The organism is Curtobacterium sp. MEB011, assembly GCF_030209655.1.
In the GTDB taxonomy this organism is placed as follows: Bacteria; Actinomycetota; Actinomycetes; order Actinomycetales; family Microbacteriaceae; genus Curtobacterium; species Curtobacterium poinsettiae.
Window position 1 is genome coordinate 250,694 of record NZ_JARVRN010000001.1, and the last position, 19,201, is coordinate 269,894.

18 protein-coding genes are annotated in these 19,201 nt (G+C 72.3%); 9 read left to right on the forward strand and 9 right to left on the reverse strand.

Translation table 11 applies throughout. The features are described from left to right. Nucleotides 1-42: 42 nt before the first annotated feature. Both QRN30_RS01195 and QRN30_RS01200 read right to left on the reverse strand, forming a co-directional pair. Nucleotides 43-864, reverse strand: coding sequence for a cytochrome c oxidase assembly protein (locus QRN30_RS01195; RefSeq protein WP_017886269.1), 822 nt, complete (start codon nt 862-864; stop codon nt 43-45). A gap of 166 nt (nt 865-1,030) precedes the next feature. Then, nucleotides 1,031-2,344 (reverse strand): acyltransferase family protein, encoded by a 1,314-nt coding sequence (locus tag QRN30_RS01200; protein WP_284760135.1) that lies wholly within the window; start codon nt 2,342-2,344, stop codon nt 1,031-1,033. Between the two features lie 169 nt (nt 2,345-2,513). On the opposite strand from QRN30_RS01200, the gene QRN30_RS01205 reads away from it, so the two are divergent. Then, a complete protein-coding gene (locus QRN30_RS01205; RefSeq protein ID WP_017886267.1) occupies nt 2,514-2,960 on the forward strand; it encodes a Fur family transcriptional regulator in 447 nt (148 codons plus the stop codon). A 94-nt stretch (nt 2,961-3,054) separates the two neighbouring features. Beyond that, nucleotides 3,055-4,572, forward strand: a complete 1,518-nt coding sequence (locus QRN30_RS01210) for a catalase (RefSeq protein WP_042539102.1) — start codon at nt 3,055-3,057, stop codon at nt 4,570-4,572. A gap of 74 nt (nt 4,573-4,646) precedes the next feature. On the opposite strand, the gene QRN30_RS01215 is transcribed toward QRN30_RS01210, so the two are convergent. The 3 genes from QRN30_RS01215 to QRN30_RS01225 all read right to left on the reverse strand — a co-directional run bounded on the left by QRN30_RS01215 (nt 4,647) and on the right by QRN30_RS01225 (nt 7,047). Continuing rightward, a complete protein-coding gene (locus QRN30_RS01215; protein WP_056069381.1) occupies nt 4,647-5,213 on the reverse strand; it encodes a GNAT family N-acetyltransferase in 567 nt (188 codons plus the stop codon). Nucleotides 5,214-5,323: 110 nt separating this feature from the next. Continuing rightward, nucleotides 5,324-6,193: a VOC family protein gene (locus QRN30_RS01220; RefSeq protein ID WP_214532703.1), complete on the reverse strand. Its 870-nt coding sequence runs from the start codon at nt 6,191-6,193 to the stop codon at nt 5,324-5,326. A 68-nt stretch (nt 6,194-6,261) separates the two neighbouring features. After that, on the reverse strand, nt 6,262-7,047 hold the full coding sequence (locus tag QRN30_RS01225; RefSeq protein WP_284760136.1) for an SDR family oxidoreductase: 786 nt from the start codon (nt 7,045-7,047) through the stop codon (nt 6,262-6,264). 127 nt (nt 7,048-7,174) lie between these two features. Between QRN30_RS01225 and QRN30_RS01230 the strand changes: the two genes are divergently transcribed. From QRN30_RS01230 to QRN30_RS01245, 4 genes are all read left to right on the forward strand, one after another. Further along, nucleotides 7,175-7,750: a hypothetical protein gene (locus tag QRN30_RS01230; protein ID WP_139179626.1), complete on the forward strand. Its 576-nt coding sequence runs from the start codon at nt 7,175-7,177 to the stop codon at nt 7,748-7,750. Next, nucleotides 7,747-8,394: a signal peptidase I gene (lepB, locus tag QRN30_RS01235; protein ID WP_284760137.1), complete on the forward strand. Its 648-nt coding sequence runs from the start codon at nt 7,747-7,749 to the stop codon at nt 8,392-8,394. Before QRN30_RS01230 ends, lepB begins: the two co-directional genes overlap by 4 nt. Next, on the forward strand, nt 8,391-9,218 hold the full coding sequence (locus QRN30_RS01240; RefSeq protein ID WP_262160513.1) for a helix-turn-helix transcriptional regulator: 828 nt from the start codon (nt 8,391-8,393) through the stop codon (nt 9,216-9,218). Before lepB ends, QRN30_RS01240 begins: the two co-directional genes overlap by 4 nt. 242 nt (nt 9,219-9,460) lie before the next feature. After that, on the forward strand, nt 9,461-11,080 hold the full coding sequence (locus QRN30_RS01245) for an MFS transporter (protein WP_284760138.1): 1,620 nt from the start codon (nt 9,461-9,463) through the stop codon (nt 11,078-11,080). Nucleotides 11,081-11,149: 69 nt separating this feature from the next. Here the strand turns inward: QRN30_RS01245 and QRN30_RS01250 are convergent, their stop codons facing one another. Further along, the gene (locus tag QRN30_RS01250; protein ID WP_017886258.1) at nt 11,150-11,467 is read right to left on the reverse strand and encodes a hypothetical protein; all 318 of its coding nucleotides are present in this window, start codon (nt 11,465-11,467) and stop codon (nt 11,150-11,152) included. Nucleotides 11,468-11,576: 109 nt separating this feature from the next. Between QRN30_RS01250 and QRN30_RS01255 the strand changes: the two genes are divergently transcribed. Further along, on the forward strand, nt 11,577-12,791 hold the full coding sequence (locus tag QRN30_RS01255) for a PP2C family protein-serine/threonine phosphatase (RefSeq protein WP_284760139.1): 1,215 nt from the start codon (nt 11,577-11,579) through the stop codon (nt 12,789-12,791). Between the two features lie 337 nt (nt 12,792-13,128). Here the strand turns inward: QRN30_RS01255 and QRN30_RS01260 are convergent, their stop codons facing one another. Both QRN30_RS01260 and purD read right to left on the reverse strand, forming a co-directional pair. Further along, nucleotides 13,129-13,998, reverse strand: a complete 870-nt coding sequence (locus tag QRN30_RS01260) for a phosphoribosylaminoimidazolesuccinocarboxamide synthase (protein WP_274006911.1) — start codon at nt 13,996-13,998, stop codon at nt 13,129-13,131. Next, nucleotides 13,995-15,263: a phosphoribosylamine--glycine ligase gene (gene purD / locus QRN30_RS01265; protein WP_017886255.1), complete on the reverse strand. Its 1,269-nt coding sequence runs from the start codon at nt 15,261-15,263 to the stop codon at nt 13,995-13,997. Before purD ends, QRN30_RS01260 begins: the two co-directional genes overlap by 4 nt. 57 nt (nt 15,264-15,320) lie before the next feature. On the opposite strand from purD, the gene QRN30_RS01270 reads away from it, so the two are divergent. After that, a complete protein-coding gene (locus QRN30_RS01270) occupies nt 15,321-15,692 on the forward strand; it encodes a sterol carrier family protein (RefSeq protein WP_071250562.1) in 372 nt (123 codons plus the stop codon). A 383-nt stretch (nt 15,693-16,075) separates the two neighbouring features. Here the strand turns inward: QRN30_RS01270 and QRN30_RS01275 are convergent, their stop codons facing one another. Continuing rightward, on the reverse strand, nt 16,076-18,664 hold the full coding sequence (locus QRN30_RS01275) for a helix-turn-helix transcriptional regulator (RefSeq protein WP_140448324.1): 2,589 nt from the start codon (nt 18,662-18,664) through the stop codon (nt 16,076-16,078). 108 nt (nt 18,665-18,772) lie between these two features. Between QRN30_RS01275 and QRN30_RS01280 the strand changes: the two genes are divergently transcribed. Continuing rightward, nucleotides 18,773-19,174: a hypothetical protein gene (locus QRN30_RS01280; protein ID WP_017886252.1), complete on the forward strand. Its 402-nt coding sequence runs from the start codon at nt 18,773-18,775 to the stop codon at nt 19,172-19,174. The last annotated feature ends 27 nt before the right edge of the window (nt 19,175-19,201 follow it).

The window sequence follows — 19,201 nt, forward strand, 5'->3', positions numbered from 1 at the left end:
GACTTCTTCTGCTCACTCGTGTCGGGGACGCACCCCCGCCCGTCAGCTGCGGCGCTGCAGGTGCGCCCGGGTGAGCTCGTCCATCTGTTCGTCGGTCAGGGCGTCGACGTCCCGGGCCTCGCGGCGGTCGGTCCGCTGCCACCGGATGAACAGCGCGACGAGCACGGGGATGTCCGCCACCTCGGCGATGAACCACAGCAGGTCGCCCGCCAGGTGCTGGTCCTGCAGCGGCGACGGGTACCAGGCCCGCCCGACCACGGGCACGAGGGACCCGTCGAGCACGTGGTTCGTGATCCGCAGCACGATGCCCGGCACCGCGTCGACGACGAGCTCGACGAACGCCAGCAGGAACTCGGCCGTGGCGAACGTCGACGAGACGAGCACACCGACCTCGGACAGCGGGGCGAGCAGGCCGAACCCGAGCGCCGGCACGGTCACGGTGATGACGGCGGCCCAGACGGGGGACTCCCGGATCACGCTCGAGAACGGGGTGAGCAGGACGGCGAACAGCGCCAGCGCGACCAGCGGGGCGACGATCGCGTTGCCGAGCAGACGCACCGGACGTGACCCCATGACGGCGTCGGCGGCCTGCGCGAGGCGAGCCGGGCCTCCGATCCGGAGCAGTGCGACGGGCGCACCGAGCGCGGCGAAGGTGGGGACCGCGAAGAACAGCAGGGCGGCGCGCAGGACGAACGCCCAGCGCAACCGCTCGTCGTCGACGCCGACGATGCCGAACTGCAGGACGCCGAACAGCACGAGCGCCGTGACGAAGGCGAGCGTGCGCCACCACGGCCACCGGGCACCTCGTCGGACCGCTCCGACGACCCAGCGGCCGTAGGCGAGCGCGGCGACGACGAGGAGCACCGCCGCCAGGGGGTCGAACCGCCAGGTGCTCCAGAACTCGGGTGTCGACGGCGTGGGGAGCCTCCTGGGGATCAGGCGGACTCGTCCGTCGTTCCGCCGGAGCCATCCTCCGTCCGCCCGGGGTCCGCCGGGGGTCCGGCGTGCCCCCGCGACGGTGAGAACCGGTTCAGATCCGGGCGACTCCGCGTGCCGGGACGGTCCGCGACAGCAGCCAGACACCCACCGGAACGGCCACGGCCCCGACGAGTGCGACACCGAACGACAGGTGCAGCTGCATCACGAGGAACGCCGGGCCGATGGTGCAGAGGGCCGCGACGGCGACGACCGGCCAGGCCGGACGGTCCGCCGACCGCAGCAGGCGGGGGAGCGGCCGGTCGAACCAGCGCAGGGCACGTGCCACCCCGATGGCGACGGCGAGCACCACGACCAGCGCGACGATCCGGGACGCCCACCACGGGCCGGAGCCCGGCGCCGGGAACGGCACCCCGACGAGCAGGGCGATGCCGTTCAGCGCGATGAACAGCGGCAGGTGCCACAGGTAGATCGTCATGCCGTCGCGGCCGAGCACGAACACGGCCCCGAGCGCGGCACGGGTGCGCATCAGCCGGGTGAGCGGCGCGTGCACGAGCTGGACCAGGCACGCCTGCGCGATCGCCAGGAACGCCAGCGGCAGCATCGGCGGGTTCAGGTCCTGCAGCATGTCCGGCGCCCACAGCCCGACCGAGGTCATCGGCACGAGCACGGCGTAGGCGGCGACCGCGATGGCCAGCAGGAGCACCTTCGACCGGCGCGCGAACCACCCGTCGGCCCAGAGGAACCCGAGCTGCTGCGCGAAGAGCCACACCGGTCCCAGGTTGAGCAGCCCGACCTCGGCGACCCCGGTGGCCAGGCGGACGGCGTCGACCACTGCGGCGAGCACGAGCAGCACGGCGAGGGTGGCCCAGGGTGCTCGCTCGTGCAGGCGCATCATCACGGGGACGCAGCACTGGGTGATGCCGTAGGCGGCCAGGAACCAGAGCGGCGACCCGATGCCGAACGCGACCTCGGTCAGCAGCTCCGGCGGCGTGCCCGCGGCCGTCGCGACCCCGAGCCCGAGCGCGAGGAACACGAAGAGCGGCACCGCGGGCCGGAACAGCCGCACCAGGCGGGTGGCCAGGTAGTCGCGGGCGGGGCTCGGCGCACCACGGGCGACGGTGCTGCGCCAGCCGACGGCGCTCGCGAACCCGCCGACCACGAAGAACAGCGGCATCACCTGCCCGACCCAGGTGGCGGCGACGTACCAGGGGAGTTCCTGCAGCGGGCTCGTCACCCGCACCCCCTGGGCATCGGCGGCGACGCCGACCATCGTGACGTGCACGATGACGACGAGGACGACGCAGGCCGTCCGGATGAGGTCGACGACCAGGTCCCGCTTCGCGATGATCCCCCGGACGTCCGCACTGCTGTTCGCCTGTTCAGGCAGACCTTGGCTCGTGGACATGTCCGGACGTTAGCGTGCGGAACGGTCGGTCCAGTGTCGTTCCAGCTGATCGCGACCGGATCGTGACACTTCGTATTCCGGTAGCGGCATGCGTCACCTCGCTGGCCAGCAGCAACAGCTCGTGTACAGTGGACGTGTTGTCTTGATTCCTGCAAAAGAAAGGCTCAGCATGGATGCCGACGCCGATCTGCTCCGCACGTCGGGGCTCCGGGTCACGACCCCGCGCCTCGCCGTGCTCCGCGCGACGGACTCGATGCCGCACGCCACCGCGGATGACATCGTCGTCGCGCTCGCCGCCGAGCTGCCGACCACCAGTCACCAGGCCGTCTACGGGGTGCTGAACGCCCTGACCGGCGTCGGGCTCGTCCGCCGCATCGAACCGGCAGGCAGCCCCGCGCGCTACGAGCGCCGGACCGGTGACAACCACCACCACATCGTCTGCACCCTGTGCGGCGCGATCGAGGACGTCGACTGCGCGGTCGGCCACTCGCCCTGCCTGACACCGTCCGAGACCCACGGCTTCGCGGTCACCACCGCCGAGGTCACCTACTGGGGCATCTGCGACCGCTGCGCAGCGGCAGAGCGCGACGACGCAGACGCCCCCACGCCCGCCTGACGGCGACCGCCCCACCGCACCGGCGCCACGACGCGCCGGACCCCGAGCCACCCGAGCACCCCTGACCGAACCAAGTCCCACCCCAGGAGGAACCGTGTCCGACCAGAACACGCCGACCGGCACCCCGACCACCACGACCAACAGCGGCGCACCCGTCTCGAGCGACGAGCACTCGATGGGCGTCGGGGCCGACGGCCCCCTCGCGCTGCACGACCACTACCTGGTCGAGAAGCTCGCCCAGTTCAACCGTGAGCGCATCCCGGAGCGGGTCGTGCACGCCAAGGGCGGCGGCGCCTTCGGTACCTTCACCGTCACGCAGGACGTCTCGCGCTTCACCCGTGCCGCGTTCCTGCAGCCAGGGCAGACCACCGAGATGCTCGCCCGGTTCTCGAGCGTCGCCGGTGAGCAGGGCTCGCCCGACACCTGGCGCGACCCCCGCGGCTTCGCGCTGAAGTTCTACACGTCCGAGGGCAACTACGACCTCGTCGGCAACAACACCCCGGTGTTCTTCATCCGCGACGGCATCAAGTTTCCGGACTTCATCCGTTCGCAGAAGCGTCTGCCCGGCTCGCACCTGCGCGACCACGACATGCAGTGGGACTTCTGGACCCTGTCGCCCGAGTCGGCGCACCAGGTCACGTGGCTGATGGGCGACCGCGGTCTGCCGGCGAGCTGGCGTGAGATGGACGGCTTCGGCTCGCACACCTACCAGTGGATCAACGCCGACGGCGAGCGCTTCTGGGTGAAGTACCACTTCATCACCGAGCAGGGCCACAAGACCCTGACGCAGGAGGACGCCGACCGCATCGCCGGTGAGGACGCGGACTTCCACATCCGTGACCTGCACGCCGCGATCGAGCGTCAGGACTTCCCGCGCTGGACCCTCAAGGTGCAGGTCATGCCGTACGAGGACGCCGCGACCTACCGCTTCAACCCGTTCGACCTGACGAAGGTGTGGCCGCACGCGGACTACCCGCTCATCGAGGTCGGCACGATGGAGCTCAACCGCAACCCGGAGAACTACTTCGCGCAGATCGAGCAGGCGACCTTCGCCCCCTCGAACTTCGTGCCCGGCATCGCGGCGAGCCCCGACAAGATGCTCCTCGCGCGCATCTTCAGCTACGCGGACGCCCACCGCTACCGCGTCGGCACGAACCACGCCCAGCTGCCCGTGAACGCCCCGAAGAACGAGGTCCACTCGTACTCGAAGGACGGCGGCATGCGCTTCGACTTCCAGAAGTCCGAGGTGCCGGTGTACGCGCCGAACTCGCTCGGTGGTGCGCACGCCGACCCGACCGCGACCGACGACGCCCCGGGCTGGGAGTCCGACGGCGCGCTGCAGCGTTCCGCCGCGACCCTGCACCCGGAGGACGACGACTTCGGTCAGGCCGGCACGCTCGTCCGCGAGGTCCTGGACGACGCCGCCCGTGAGCGCCTGGTCGGCAACATCGCCGGTCACGTCTCGAAGGTGACGCGCGACGACCTGCGCGAGCGCGTGTTCGCCTACTGGACGAACGTCGACGCCGACCTGGGTGCGCGCGTGCGCGCCGCGGTCGCGCCGAGCGCGCCCGGCTCGAACGAGAACCCCGAGAAGGTCGCGGTCGAGGCGTAAGCCCAGGCCGCAACGAGCGGACGGGAGGCCCGGTACCAGCTGGTACCGGGCCTCCCGTCCGTCGGTCGTTGTGGCTAGACCTGCTGGCCGTTCAGCCAGATCGGGCCCGTCGGCCAGTCCTCGAGCTGCGCTGCCACCGGCAGCGCCATCCAGCCGCCCTGTTCGGTGTTGCTGACGCCGGCGCCCTCGGCGGTGAACGCCGAGAAGGTGCCGACGGCCTCGGGGAACTCGTGCCAGCCGAGCTTCGCGTAGAAGGGGATCCGGTCCTCGCCGGCCCCGAGGAACCCGTACGGCACCTGCAGCCCGTCGAGGACCGCGTGGGTCCGGGTCATGAGCTCCCGGCCGACGCCGGTGCCCTGCAGCCGGGGTGACACGGCGACCAGGCCGGTGTCGCCGACCAGGACGTCCTGCCCGCCGACGGTGACGAACATGCGGCGGATGCCGACGTGGGCCAGGACGACCCCGTCGGCGTTGTGCGCGAGCACGCGGCGTTCCGGCTGCATCCCGGACCAGCTCCGGCCGCCCACGTACCAGTGCGACCAGTCGGGGAAGGCCTGCCCGAGCAGCGCCGCGATCGCTTCGTGGTCGGGGAGCGACAGCGTGCTCTCCTCGACCACCTCCCACCGGATGTCGTCAGTCACGGGTCCATCCTGCCGGTCCGGCGGCCGGTGTGGGGAGGTTTCGCGCTGGGCGACACCTCGCGGGTCCGGGCGGGCGTGGGGTGTCGGTCAGCGCGGAGTGTCGCGACACATCAGCCGCGACCGGGCGTCGTCACCTCGATGCGGTTCGCCCAGGGGTCGTCGAACGCCACGGTCCGGCCGTCGTCGGCGAGCTCCACGCCGCCGTGCCGCATGCGTTCGGTCAGCGCGCCGAGGTCGTCGACGGCGGGGACCTCGATGCGGACGAGGCCCAGCCCGAGGGCCTGCTGTCGTCGCCCGGCGCCGCGGGAGTTCCAAGTGTTCATCGCCATGTGGTGGTGGTAGCCGCCGGCGCTGACGAACAGCGCCTCGCCGAACCCCGCGGTGGTCTCGAAGCCGAGCGTGTCGACGTAGAACGAGCGCGCGGTGGCGACGTCGCCGACGGACAGGTGCACGTGGCCGACCTTGCCCGGGCGTGCCGCGGCGGTGTCCAGGGCGTCCTCGGTCAGGTGGGACTGCAGGAACGCGTTCGGGTCGACGTACTTCGTGTCCATGTCGATCACGCCGTGCGTCCACGACCACTCGGTGCGATCGCGGTCCCAGTACAGCTCGACGCCGTTGCCCTCGGGGTCGGTGAAGTAGAACGCGTTGCTCACCAGGTGGTCGGCGCTACCGGTGAAGGATGCCGGGTACTGCGTGGCGACCGAGTACAGCGCGGCGGCCAGGTCGGCCCGCGTGTCGAACAGGATCGCCGTGTGGAACAGTCCGGCCTCGCGCGGACCGGCGTGCTGCATCGCGGGGGCGTGCTCGAGGATCACGATCGGCGTCCTGCCGCGACCCAGCACGGCGACGCCGCCGTCGTGGGAGAGCAGCGACAGCCGGACGCCGTCGCGGTAGTACCGGATCATCGCGTCCAGGTCCGCGACGCGGAGTGTGACGGCGCCCATCCCGGTGTCGGCGGCGAGGAGTTCGTGCGTTTGCATGCACCAAGTGTGCGCCCATTTGGTTGACGCGTCAACCAATTCGATGACGCGTCAACCAACCCGGTGCGTCAAGCGCTGTTCGAGATCCCGCCGTCCGACTTCAGCAGCTGGCCGTTCACCCACGCACCCTGCTCCGAGCAGAGGAACCCGACGAGCGCCGCGGTGTCCGACGGGCGTCCGAGCCGGCCGAGCGGCGTGCCCTCGACGGCCCACCCCTTGACCTCGTCGGACATCCAGCCGGTGTCGTTCGGCCCGGGGTTCACCACGTTGGCGCTGACCCCGAGGCTGCCGAGCTCCTTCGCGGCACCGAACACGATCCGATCGAGCGCCCCCTTCGACGCCCCGTACGGCAGGTTGTACGCGATGTGGTCGCTCGTCAGCGCGACGATCCGGCGGCGCTCCCGCGGGGCGGCGTCACCGGCGCGCTCGAGCCCGGCCGCGTAGGCCTGCACGAGCAGGAACGGTGCGCGCGCGTTCACGGCGAAGTGGCGGTCCCACGACTCGACGGTCGTGGTGCGGAAGTCGGAGTCGACGGACTCGCAGTGCGACATGACGAGGGCGGAGACGGGGACGCCGGCTTCCGTCTCGGCGCGGCCGACGAGTGCGGCCGCCTGCTCCGGGTCCTCCAGGTCGACCGGGAGGCGCGTCACCCGTGCTCCCGCCGCCTCGCACTCCTGCACCACCGACTCGACCCCGTCCGGGTCCGCCCCGCCGCTCACGCGGTCGTCGTAGGGCCCCCACCACGAGATGGCGAGGTCCCATCCGTCTGTTGCCAGTCGGGTCGCGAGTGCCGCGCCGATGCCGGCTCTGCGGCCCACGCCGGTCACCAGGGCGAGTGGTCGTGCGGACGTCATCCGTGCCTCCTGTCCGGCGCTTCGTCGCGCCGATCGGCACCCAGTCTGCCGGAACCGGCCACCCGTGTGGCCATCGCACCCGGTGTCCTGTCGGCGGACGGCCGACCGCGGGGGCCAAGATGGACGGATGCCACGCACACGACGGCCCTCGCGACCGGGGCGCGGACCCCGCGGCGGTCGCCCGGACCCCCGCGACCTGCCACTCGAGCACGTGCGCGACCGGATGTCGTCCTACATCTACGGCAACATCACGGTGCTCGCCGTCGCGATCGCGGTGGACCCGGAGCAGATCCACCACGGCGCCGCGGTGGCGACCGTGCTGGCGACCGCGGTGCTGACGTACCTGGCGCACGTGCTCGCGCACCTGGTCGCGCACGGCCTGGGCGACGACGGCGAAGGATCAGCCGCCGAGCGTGCTGCCCGCCGCGAGTCCGTCGCGACGATCGTCCGGAACGCCAACCCGATCGCGACCTCCGGGCTGATCCCGGCGGTCCTCTACGCGGCGGCCTGGATCGGCTGGCTGCCGGCCGAGTGGGCGCAGATCGCGGCGACCGTGATCCTGGTCGTGCGCATCGGTCTGGTGGGGGTGTTCATGCAGCGGTTCAGCGGGAAGCAGCCGACGTTCCTCGGGCTGTGGGGCGGGATCGTGCTCGCCGCGGTGGCGTTCGTGATCGGCCTCGTCAAGGTGGTGCTGACGCATTGAGTGACACGCACCCCGACGCCGGACCCGACTCCGGACCCGCCGCCGAGACCGACCCGAAGCGCGGCGGTCTGCGGTTCCTGCGCGACCTCGTCATCATCGTCGTCGTGGCGCTCCTGGCGTCCTTCCTGGTCAAGGTCTATCTGGTCCGCGCGTTCTCCATCCCCTCCGGCTCGATGCAGAACACGCTGCTCATCGGGGACCGGGTGCTCGTCAACGAGCTCGTGCCCGGGGTCGTCCCGCTGCAGCGCGGTGACGTCGTGGTGTTCCACGACCCGGGCGGCTGGCTCGGCATGGGCCAGGGCGACGACCTGATCAAGCGGGTCATCGGCCTGCCGGGTGACACGGTGTCGTGCTGTGACACCCGGGGCCGGCTGTCGGTGAACGGGCACGCGGTCGACGAGCCCTACGTCGTGCTCGAACGCGGGTCGAACCGCGTCGTCGGCAAGGACTTCGAGGTCACCGTGCCGAAGGGGCGCATCTGGGTGATGGGCGACAACCGGTACGACTCCGCCGACTCGCGGGTGCACGGCACCGTGCCGGTCGACGACGTCGTGGGGCGCGCCTTCGTGACGACGTGGCCGATCTCGCGGTGGTCGGTGCTGTCCCGGTACGGCGACGAGTGGGACCGGGTCCCGTCGCCGTGACCACGGACGACCAGGGATTCGGGTACGAGACCGGCGGCGACGACGACCTGTCGATCCACCGGATCGCGACCCCCGGCAAGCGGTCCGGCACGATCGGTCCGCGCCCCGACCACGTCGTGTTCTGGCTCGCCGACGGCCGGGCCAGCCTGACCGCGGACGACGGCGAGCACTGGGAGGTCGGGGCGGAGCGGCCGATGATGCTCTCGGCATCGTCCGCGTACGGCTTCGAGACCGACGCGACCGCCACGACGCTGCTGCACCTGTCGCCGTCGCTGCTCGGCGAGACGGGGGAGCCCTGGGTGTTCCGGCAGCCGGACGCGGCCGACCCCGCGCTCGAACCACTGCGGGCACTGCTGCGTGAGGTCTCCGGGCGCATCCTCGACCCCGCCCTGCCCGTCGACGACCGTGCGGCCCTGAACCGACGGATCGCGACCGTCGTCCTGTCGACCTTCACCCGGTCACGATCGGACGTCGCGGACCGGATGCGGCGGGCGATCGGCTTCGTCCACGACCACGCCGACCAGGTGCTGACCGTGGCGGACGTCGCGGCAGCCTGCGACCTGAGCGAGCGCGGGCTGCAGGACCTGTTCCGCCGTCGGCTCGGCGTCACCCCCATGGAGTACCTGCGCGAGGTCCGACTCGACCGGGTGCACCTGGAGCTGGGGCGCCCGGGTGCCCGCGCGCTGCTCGTCAGCGAGGTCGCGCGGCGGTGGCGGTTCCGTCACCTGGGTCGGTTCGCGGCGTACTACCGGGATCGCTTCGGGGAGCAGCCGCACCAGACCATCGAACGGGGCGCCCTGGGCACGGGTCGACCGACGCGGTGATCCCGGATCGGGGCCGGCTCGGTCCGGTTCGTCCGTTGACCGAACCCGCGGAGCCTGGCCCTCCCGCACTTTGCGGATTCCGGCTATCCTGCCCGCAGTTGCCGCGCCGGGCGTGACGGCGCCCGGACCGTGCGTCCTGGTCGCCACGGTGCGCGTGTGACGCGACCACGGCCTGGAGGCGCGGTGTGCGCCCGACGCGCACCGCGCCTCCAGACAGTCCCGGTTCCACCCCAGGAGGCGACGTGACCACGGACCGCACCACCGACGCACCCCGCGGCGGCGGCCTGGCGCCGCTCGCGATCCCGGTCTTCCGCGCCCTGTGGATCGCGGTGCTGGTGAGCAACATCGGCAGCTGGATGCAGACCGTCGGGGCGCAGTGGCTGCTCGTCGACGAACACGCCGCACCCGTCGTCGTCGCCCTCGTGCAGACCGCATCGAGCCTGCCGGTGCTGCTCGTCGGGATCCCCGCCGGGGTGATCGGCGAGTTCGTCGACCGGCGACGCCTGCTCATCGGCGTGCAGGCGTTCCAGGTGGTCGTCGGCGTCGTGATGACCGTGCTGACCGCGACCGGCGACATGACCCCGGCGCTCCTGCTCACCGTGACGTTCCTGCTCGGCACGGCCTCGGCGCTCCAGCTGCCCGCGTACCAGGCACTCGTACCCGAGATCGTGCCACGTGCCGCCATCACCGACGCCGCCGCGCTGAGTTCCGTCGGGGTCAACGTCGCCCGTGCGATCGGACCGGCGCTCGCCGGCGTGGTGATCGCGCAGCTCGGCGTGCCGTTCGTGTTCGCCGCCAACGCGCTGTCGTTCGCGCTCTTCCTGGTGGTGCTCGTCGCCTGGCGCGGCTACCAGCGGCCCGAGACCCGGGCCGAACCGTTCATCGACGCGACCCGCGCCGGCCTGCGGTACGTCCTGCACGCGGCGGTCGTCCGCCGGTTGCTGGTGCAGCTCGCGGTCTTCATGGTGCCCGCGAACGCGCTGTGGGCACTCCTGCCGCTCGTCGCCGACGGGTCGCTCGGGCTGTCGTCCGGCGGGTACGGCCTGCTGCTCGCCGCCGTCGGAACCGGTTCGGTCGGCGGGGCGTTCGTGATGCCCGCGGTCCGCGCACGGCTCGGGATCGGCCGCACGGTCGGAACCGCCTCGGTCGTGTTCGGGGTCTGCACCACGGTCGTCGCGCTCGTCCCGGTGCTGGCGGTCGTGCTCGTCGCGCTCCTGGTCGGCGGGGTGGCGTGGATCGCCGTGGTGACGACGCTGAACGGCACGGTGCAGGCGTTCCTGCCCGCGTGGGTGCGGACCCGAGGACTCGCCGCCTACCAGCTGGTGCTCTTCGGCTGCACGGCGATCGGGGCGGCGCTCGCCGGTGCCGTCGCCACACCCCTCGGGGTGACGGGCGTGCTCGCCGGGGCCGGAGTCCTCACCGCGCTCAGTGCCGCCCTGCTGCTCGTGTCCGGGTTCCCGGTGCTCACCGACCGGCAACGGGCCGTGACGCCGATGCCGTTCGGCGACCAGGTGTTCGTGCCGGACGACCACAGCGCTGCAACGGGGGAGACCCTCGTGCTGCTGCACTGGACGGTCCCGGCGGGCGCGGTCGACGAGTTCCGGGCGCGGGCCGAACGGCTCGGGCGGAGCCGACGCCGGACCGGCGCCCGTGACTGGAACCTGTACCGGGACCGGGCGACCGGGCCGGACGCCTGGGTCGAGGCGTTCCGAGTGGGGTCGTGGCAGGAGCACGTCGACCAGCACGAGGTCCGGCAGACCGGTGACGATGCCCGGACCCTGCGGGCCGTGCACGAGATCGCGGGTGAACCGCGGGTGGAGCACCTGGTGGCGGAGGGGGCCAGCGGGCCGTCGTCGAGGTGACGGGCGGGGTCAGCGGGCCGTCGTCGAGGTGACGGGCGGGGTCAGCGGGCCGTCGTCGGGGTGACGGGGTCAGCAGCCCGTCGTCGTCAGGGTGACCGTCGCGACCGTGCCGTTGGAGACCTTGGTCGTCTGGGGGCAGAGGTCGCCGGCGCGGACGGTGACCTGGCCGAGCGGCACACCTGCGAAGTCGGCCGTCCCGCCCGGGAACACCCGCTGGTGCTCGGAGAGCTTGCCGGTCGAGGCGAACACCTTGACCTCGTAGGGGCGGTCGGCGGCGTTCGACGAGACCGTGACCGACACCTGGCCGGTGGAGTCGTGGGCGCCGCAGCCGGCGAGGGCCAGGAGCGCGGCCACGCCGAGGACGGTTGCGGGGACGACTCGGAGCACGACGACCAGCGTACGCCGATGCTCGCTCGCTCCAGTGCGCTCCGCCCACGCTCCTGCGCCCTCCGGACTGGGGCCAGGCACTGTCCGTTCGGCGCGTTACCGTGGACGCATGCAGCCGGAAACCGCGATGTCCGTGCCCGCGCCGACCGGGGCCGATGCGGTCCGGCGAGCGGCCCTGATCGCGGCGCTCGACGTGGTCGACGGCGGCGTCGAGGAACGGTTCGAACGGATCACCCGGATCGCACGCGAGGCCCTCGGGGTCTCCGGCTCGTTCCTCAACCTGGCCGGCGAGAACACCCTGACGATCAAGTCGCAGCAGAGCGACGCGGTATTCGGCCCCGTCATCCCGCTGCAGGACACGTTCTGCGGCCGGACCCTGGGCGAGCAGGGCCCCGTGGTCGTCGCCGATGCCCGACTGGACGACCGGTACGCCGACCTGCCGATGGTGCTCGGCGACCCGAACGTCCGGTTCTACGCCGGCGTCGGACTCCGCGCCCCCGACGACGACCTGAAGATCGGCACCCTCTGCCTGATCGACCCCGAGCCGCGCACCCTGGACCCCGACGAGCTCGAACTGCTGCAGGAACTCGGCGTCTGGGCGGAGCGTGAACTGCTCACCGGTGCGGACGAGGACCGACTGCGCACCGTGCTCAACGGTCTGCAGCCGGCCGAGGTGCAGGTCCCCGGGTACCGGATCACGGGGGTGTCGATCCCGCACGGCCTCGTCTCCGGCGACTTCCACGACTGGCACCGCTCCGGCGAGGACGCGATCCACCTCACCGTGTCGGACGTCATGGGCAAGGGGATGTCCGCCGGGCTCCTCGCGGCGAACATCCGCGGTGGGCTGCTCGCCCGCGGCGACCAGGACCCGTGCGTCGCGCTCGCCGAACTCGAGGTGCAGGTCGCGCCCGAACTCAGCCGCGCAGAGTCCTTCGCGACGATGTTCCACGGGCGGCTGACCCCGTCCACCGGGCGACTCGACTTCGCCGATGCCGGGCACGGGCTCGTGCTGCAGCTCCGCGACGACGGTGGCGAGCGCATCCTGCGGTCGTCGGACCTGCCGATCGGGCTGCACCCCACCGGGATGCCCCGCGCGGCCGGGTCGCTCGTGCTCCGGCCGGGTGAGGTGCTCATCGTCGTGACCGACGGCGCGCTCGAGCTCTGGGACTCGACGCTCGCGGCGCTGTCCGAGCTCGGATCGATGTACCGGGAGTCCGCGGACGTCGAGACGTTCCTGCAGCGGGTGCGAGCCCGCGTCGTCGAGCACGACCCGGGCGACGACCTGACCGTCGTCGTGGTGGCGCGCGACGCCGTGGAGGCTTGAGCGGTCTCGAACCGTCGGTTGGCTCGTCGGCCGGTCGCGCGGCGTGTGGTCGCGACACGTCGCGTGCGTGCCGCCGAGTGGTCGCGAACTGTCGGTTGGCGGGGCGTCGGGCGACGGTTCGTGACCGTTCGCCAGACCTGAGCGGGGTGTCGTGACCGCCGGTCGGCCGGGCGCCAGGCATCAGGCGGCGCGGGGCGGGTGGTCGCGACACGTCGTGTGCGTGCTGCCGAGTGGTCGCGAACTGTCGGCTGGCGGGGCGTCGGGCGACGGTTCGTGACCGTTCGCCGGACGTGAGCGGGGTGTCGTGACCGAACCCGGGCGCCAGCCGGGTGCGACGTCAGGCCCCGAGACGCTCGATCAGCTCGGCGTAGCGCGCAGCCGTGCGCTCGACGATCTCGTCGGGGAGCACCGGCGGCGTGCCCTGGCGGTCCCAGTTGGCGCTGAGCCAGTCCCGCACGATCTGCTTGTCGAACGAGTCGGTGCGGTCGGCGGACCTGGCGTCCCAGTAGCGGCTGGAGTCACTCGTCAGGACCTCGTCCGCGATGCGGATCCGACCGGTGGCGTCCTGCCCGAACTCGAACTTGGTGTCCGCGATGACGACGTCGCGGTCCAGCGCGATGGCCGCGGCCTCGGTGTAGACGTGCAGCGAGAGTTCGCGCAGGGTCGCCGCGGTCTCGGCACCGACCAGGTCGACGGTCTGCTCGTACGAGATGTTCTCGTCGTGCTCGCCCTGGGCCGCCTTGTACGCCGGCGTGTAGATCGGCTCCGGCAGGCGGTCGCCGTTCGACAGTCCGGCGGGGAGCGCGACGCCACAGACGCTGCCGCTCTCCTGGTACTCGGCCCAGCCGCTGCCGACCAGGTACCCGCGCACCACGCACTCGACGGGGAACATCGTGAGCGGCATGACGTGCATCGACCGTGCCTCGACGTCGGCGGGCACCGGCGTGCCACCGGAGGACGGGCCGATGATGTGGTTCGGGACGTCGCTGAGCTGGGTGAACCAGAAGCGCGACAGACGGGTCAGCAGCTCGCCCTTGCCGGGGATCGGCGGCTCGAGCGCGAAGTCGTACGCGCTGACCCGGTCCGAGGCGACGAGCAGCAGCTCGGATGCGCTCGCCAGGTCGGCGGTTCCCTCGGGCACGTAGAGCTCGCGGACCTTGCCGGACGAGACGTGCCGCCAGCCGGCGATCGGCGCGGGGGCGGTCACCGGGCGACCTTCGCGGCGATGTCGGTGCGGAACTGCGCGCCGTCGAGCGTGATGTCGCCGAGCCCGGCGTAGGCACGCTCGCGGGCCTGGGCGAAGTCGGACCCCGTCGCGACCACGCTGAGCACCCGGCCCCCTGTGGCGATGAGCGTGTCGTCGAGGACGCCGGTGGCGGCATGCGCGACGGAGACGCCGTCGCGGGCGTTCGCGTCGTCGATGCCGGTGATCGGTCGGCCGGTCTGCGGGTTCTCCGGGTAGCCCTCGCTCGCCAGGACGACGGTCACGGCGACGTCGTCCCGGAACACGGGAGCGGGGACGGCGCCGAGCTGCCCGGTGGCTGCGGCGAGCAGGAGTTCGCTGAGCGGGGTCGCCAGGCGGGGGAGCACGACCTGCGTCTCCGGGTCGCCGAACCGTGCGTTGAACTCGATCACGCGGACGCCCTGCTCGGTGACGATGAGGCCGCAGTACAGGAGCCCGACGAACGGCGTGCCCTCGTGCTCGAGCCGGCGGACCGTCGGCAGGGCCACGAGCTCGGTGACCTCGTCGACGAAGGCCTGCTCGGACGGCCAGCGGTCGGCGAGCCAGGGCAGCGGCGAGTACGCGCCCATGCCGCCCGTGTTCGGGCCGAGGTCGCCGTCGGCCAGGCGCTTGTAGTCCTGCGCGGGGCTGAGCGCACGCACGTCGTGGCCGTCGCTCAGGAAGAACAAGGAGACCTCTTCGCCGTCGAGGAACTCCTCGACCACGACGTGGCCGTGCTGGAGCCAGTAGGTGGCGTGGTCGATCGCGGCCTGGCGGTCGTCGGTGACGAGCACGCCCTTGCCGGCGGCGAGCCCGTCGGCCTTGACCACGTACGGTGCGCCGAGCTCGTCGATGGCGCCGACGGCTTCGTCCACCGTGCCGGCGTAGACCGGACGCCCGGTGGGCACACCGGCCTCGCCCATGATCCGCTTGGCGAACGCCTTGGAGCCCTCGAGCTGGGCCGCGGCCTTGCCCGGGCCGAACACCGGGATGCCGCGGGTGCGCACCGGGTCGGCCACGCCGGCGATGAGCGGGGCCTCGGGGCCCACGACGACGAGCTCGACGTCGTTCTCGATCGCGTACTCGGCGACGAGCGCACCGTTGGTGGGGTCGAGGGAGACGGTCTCGACGTCGGCCGCGATGCCGGCGTTGCCGGGCGCTGCCGTGATGACGTGACCGGCATGCTCAGCGAGCAGGGCCGTGATGATCGCGTGCTCGCGGGCACCGGAACCGAGGACGAGGATTCGCACCCGATCACCCTACCCAGCCCGACTCACCGCCCGCGATGCGGGGGCTAGCCTGTGGAGATGCCACCCAGGAGGATCGAGGACGCCGACGGCCGCGCGGCACTGGCTGCGGTGCGCGGTGGGGAGACGGCTCGACCCGCCGTGGCGACCGCGGTGCGGTGGACCTTGCAGTGCCTGGTGGACGAGGTCCCGGGGAACAGCGTCGAGGTGCGGGTACCGCCGTTCGCTGCGATCCAGGCAGTCCCCGGCCCCCGGCACACCCGTGGCACGCCGCCGAACGTGGTCGAGACCGACGCCACAACGTGGCTGGCACTCGCGTCCGGCGAGCTGACCTGGGCAGAAGCGGTCGCGCAGTCACGCGTCAGCGCATCGGGATCACGCGCCGACCTGACGGCGTTCCTGCCGGTCCGGCTGCCCGCTCCCGGCGCCTGACACCGCTCGGACCCGGCATCGGCGGCGACGCCCGATCCGGCATCGGCGACGGACACCCGACCCGGGCGTCCGTGACGCCGCGCGGAGTCCGGCGCGAATTAGGTAGTGCCTACCGATGCGCCCGCATCGATCGCGTTCCTAAGCTTGAAGTCGCCGGGATTCGGACCCGACCCGAACGGGTCCGAACCCGGCGACAGGGACAAAGGTACGCGATGTTCCGCACGTCGTGTCAATCGCGGCGGCGTGTTGTGCTGCAATCCGCAACGTTCTTGCGTGCGCGACACGTGATGTCGAACGCGAAGCAGCCCCTCGCGGGGCGCCGAGCGCCCCCTGCCAGGTGCCGAACAGCCCGCGCCGGGCGCCGAGCAGCACCGGCCGTCCGCTCAGAGCAGCTCGGTGAGTTCCGACCGCGCGTGCAGGTCCCACTTCGCGAAGACACGGGACAGGTGCGCGTCGATCGTCCGCGTCGAGAGCCCGAGGGACTCCGCGATCCGCCGGTTGCTCAGGCCCTGTGCGGCGAGCTCGGCGACCTCGTACTCGCGCTTCGTCAGCGGTGGCTTGGACCGTCCGGCAGCCACCGACATGCCGTGGACCGCCAGCACGCCCTGCGCCGCGATCACCCGGGTCCGGTCGTCCGCCTGCACCGCGTCCGCGTACTGCACGATGGCGGCGGCGAGCGGTCCGTCGACGCGCGAGGCGGCGTCGCGCATCCGGTCGAGCGTGCCGGGGCTCTCGCGCCCGGTGAGCATGCCGACCGAGTAGTGCAGGGCGTACCCGTACATCACGTGCGTCCAGGACCCGTTCGCGGTGCTGCGTTCGATGATCTCGTCGGCGTGCTGCAGACCGGCGGGGTTGCCGAGCACGGACTCGGTCCAGGCGATGGTCACGGCGACCTGTTCACCGGTGATCCGCATCGCCCGCTGCGGCGTGGTCTTCGCACGTTCGAGCGCCCGGGCCGCGTCCTCAGGGTGCCCGGCATACGCGTGTGACATCGCCAAGCGGGCCCACGGGTACGCGGCGAACCCACCGTGGTCGGCGATGTCGTACCGCTCGCACGCCGCGGTGAAGGCCGCGATCGCGTCGTCCCATCGGCGCTGTCCGATGGCCAGGTTGCCCTGGCCGATGAGCTCGAGGGTGAAGTCGTACTTCAGGTAGGGGCTGGAGCGCCCGGCTGGCACCTCGGTGATCAGGTCGTCGAGGTCGCCGCGCCACATCTGTACCTGGTGCAGGACGGAGGAGTTCTCGCCCACGCTCCACGGGGCCGCCTCGACGTGTGCCGCCGCGGTGGCCAGTGCCCGGCGGCCCAGTGCTGCGGCGTCGTCGAGCCGGCCGGCTGTCGCCAACGCCATCACGGCGCACGGTGCGACGGCCAGGAACGACATCGGCATCGTCGGTGCCTGCACGATGCCGCTGCGCTCGATCTCGGCACGGACCTCGGCGAAGTCGCCGCCCCAGCCCTGGTGCGCCATCCGCAGCAACCGCAGACGCTCGACCGCTTCGTCGGACACCACCAGGTGCACGGCGGCGTCGGTGAGTGCGACCGCGGCCGCGACGTCGTCGTCGTGGAACTGGCGGATGTTCGCCAGGATCTCGCACGCTTCGGTGACGGCCTCGTCGGTGACGTCGCCGACGTGCCGCTTCGCGATGCCCCACGCCGCTTCGGCATCGGCACGGCCGGCTTCGCGGCCGTCCGAGTACGAGTGCGCCAGCGAGCGGAGGCAGTGCGCCGTGACCTGCTCGGTCGGGGTGAGGGTCGTGCGGAGTGCTGCCGAGGCCAGGGCGATCCCGCTCTCGTGCTCCTGCAACCGCACGGCGACCTGTGCCGCGTCGAGCAGCTGGTCGACCGACGGCAGGACCCCGCACTCGAGCGACCACAGTGCGGCGCGCAGCCGTGCGGCGGGCGGAGCGCCCTCGGGCCGGTCGGTGCGGAAGGCGTTGGCGCGGGCGAAGAGCGCCGTGCGTCGGGCCACCGGCACCAGGGTCCGGATGACCTCGCCGACGAGCGGGTGCGACGGCCGGACGACCGCGGCACCGTCGTCGAGCGAGTCGATCCGGACGAGGCCGAGCGCGACGACCCGGTCGACGTCCCCGCCGGTGACCAGTCCGAGCAGACGGGCGAGCGGGATCGGGTCGGCGAGGGCCACGATGTCGACGACGTCACGCAGGTCCTCCGGCAGCGTCCCGAGCTCCGTGCGGTACATGTCCGCCAGGCTGTCCGACGCGGTCACCCGCCCACGCCAGTACCAGCCGCTCGCGGTGTGGTCGAGCGCACCGGAGGCCCGTGCTGCGCGCACCACCTCGCGCAGGTACAGCGGGTTGCCGGCGGTGGCCCGGTGCACGCGCTCCGCCGAGGCGTTCTCGAGCGGTGAGCCCAGCGCCTCGGCGACGAGCGCGGCGGTCTCGTGCAACGCCAGCGGCTGCAGGTCGATGCGTTCGAGCAGGTCGTCCTGCCACAGCGCGCGGAGCGGTTCGGGGAGCGCCGTGAAGTCGCGGCAGGTCAGGACGAGTCGCGCGCCCTGCCGACGGACCAGCCAGGCGACGTACCGCGCCGAGATCGCGTCCAGGTGGTCGGCGTCGTCGACACGGAGCAGCACGTCACGGTCGACCAGGTCCTCGATCGCCCGGAAGCGCTGCTCGGCACTCGCGTCGTCGGACAGCTCGGAGATCGAGGCGGGGAGTTCGCCGAAGCGCTCGACGACGGCGCCGAAGGGCATCGACCGACTCGCGGCGACCGCGGTGATCGGCACGACCACGGTGCGGCCGGTGCCGTCACGACCGGCGACCCGGTCGGTCACGCGAGCCGCGGCGGTGCTCTTGCCGAGACCGGGGGCCCCGACGATCGCGACGCTCCAGCGGTGCTCGGCCACGACGGCGACTGCGCGGTCCTCCTCGACGCGCTGCGCGACGGGCCAGGCGACGCGAGCGGGCGAGGTGGGTCGGCGACCGCGGGCGGGTGCCGTTGGTTCACGCACGCGACGCACCTCTTCCGCTTGGGATACCGACCAGTAGCGACCATCCTCTCCCGGATCGGTCGCAGCGCACAGGCCGCGGGACGTCCCACAGTGGGGGACAATGGACGGGTGAGCAACACCGATCAACCCGACGAGCAGCCGCTCCCCGCGCCGGCCCCGGCTCCCAGCGCGGTCGCCAGCCCCGACGAGGTCACCATCCGCCGTGCCCCGAAGTTCGGCGTGTTCATCGTCGGCGGTGCCGTGCTCGGCTTCCTCGCGACCCTCGTCGTGGTCGCCCTCACCATGAACCTCGGTGGTCAGCGGGACCAGACCAGCTTCGGCAGCCTGGTCGGCTACTTCAGCCTGTGGGGCGTCACGATCGGCGCCTTCGTCGGCGCGGTCGTCGCCGTCGTGTTCGACCGGGTCTACGCCCGGCGGTCGGCCCGCCTGACGGCGGAGCGCGTCGAGGTCGAACTCCCGCCCGAGACGGTCGACGGCGAGCTCGACGACCACGGTGACCAGCGGCCGTAGCCGCCCCGGTCAACGGACAGGAGGCCC

Excerpts from the sequence above, each read along its gene's own strand:
- QRN30_RS01230 (WP_139179626.1), top strand. The coding sequence starts at position 7,175 with ATGCCACGCACACGACGGCCCTCGCGACCGGGGCGCGGACCCCGCGGC.
- QRN30_RS01255 (WP_284760139.1), top strand. The coding sequence starts at position 11,577 with ATGCAGCCGGAAACCGCGATGTCCGTGCCCGCGCCGACCGGGGCCGAT.
- QRN30_RS01200 (WP_284760135.1), bottom strand. The coding sequence starts at position 2,344 with ATGTCCACGAGCCAAGGTCTGCCTGAACAGGCGAACAGCAGTGCGGAC.
- QRN30_RS01225 (WP_284760136.1), bottom strand. The coding sequence starts at position 7,047 with ATGACGTCCGCACGACCACTCGCCCTGGTGACCGGCGTGGGCCGCAGA.
- QRN30_RS01205 (WP_017886267.1), top strand. The coding sequence starts at position 2,514 with ATGGATGCCGACGCCGATCTGCTCCGCACGTCGGGGCTCCGGGTCACG.
- QRN30_RS01270 (WP_071250562.1), top strand. The coding sequence starts at position 15,321 with ATGCCACCCAGGAGGATCGAGGACGCCGACGGCCGCGCGGCACTGGCT.
- QRN30_RS01220 (WP_214532703.1), bottom strand. The coding sequence starts at position 6,193 with ATGCAAACGCACGAACTCCTCGCCGCCGACACCGGGATGGGCGCCGTC.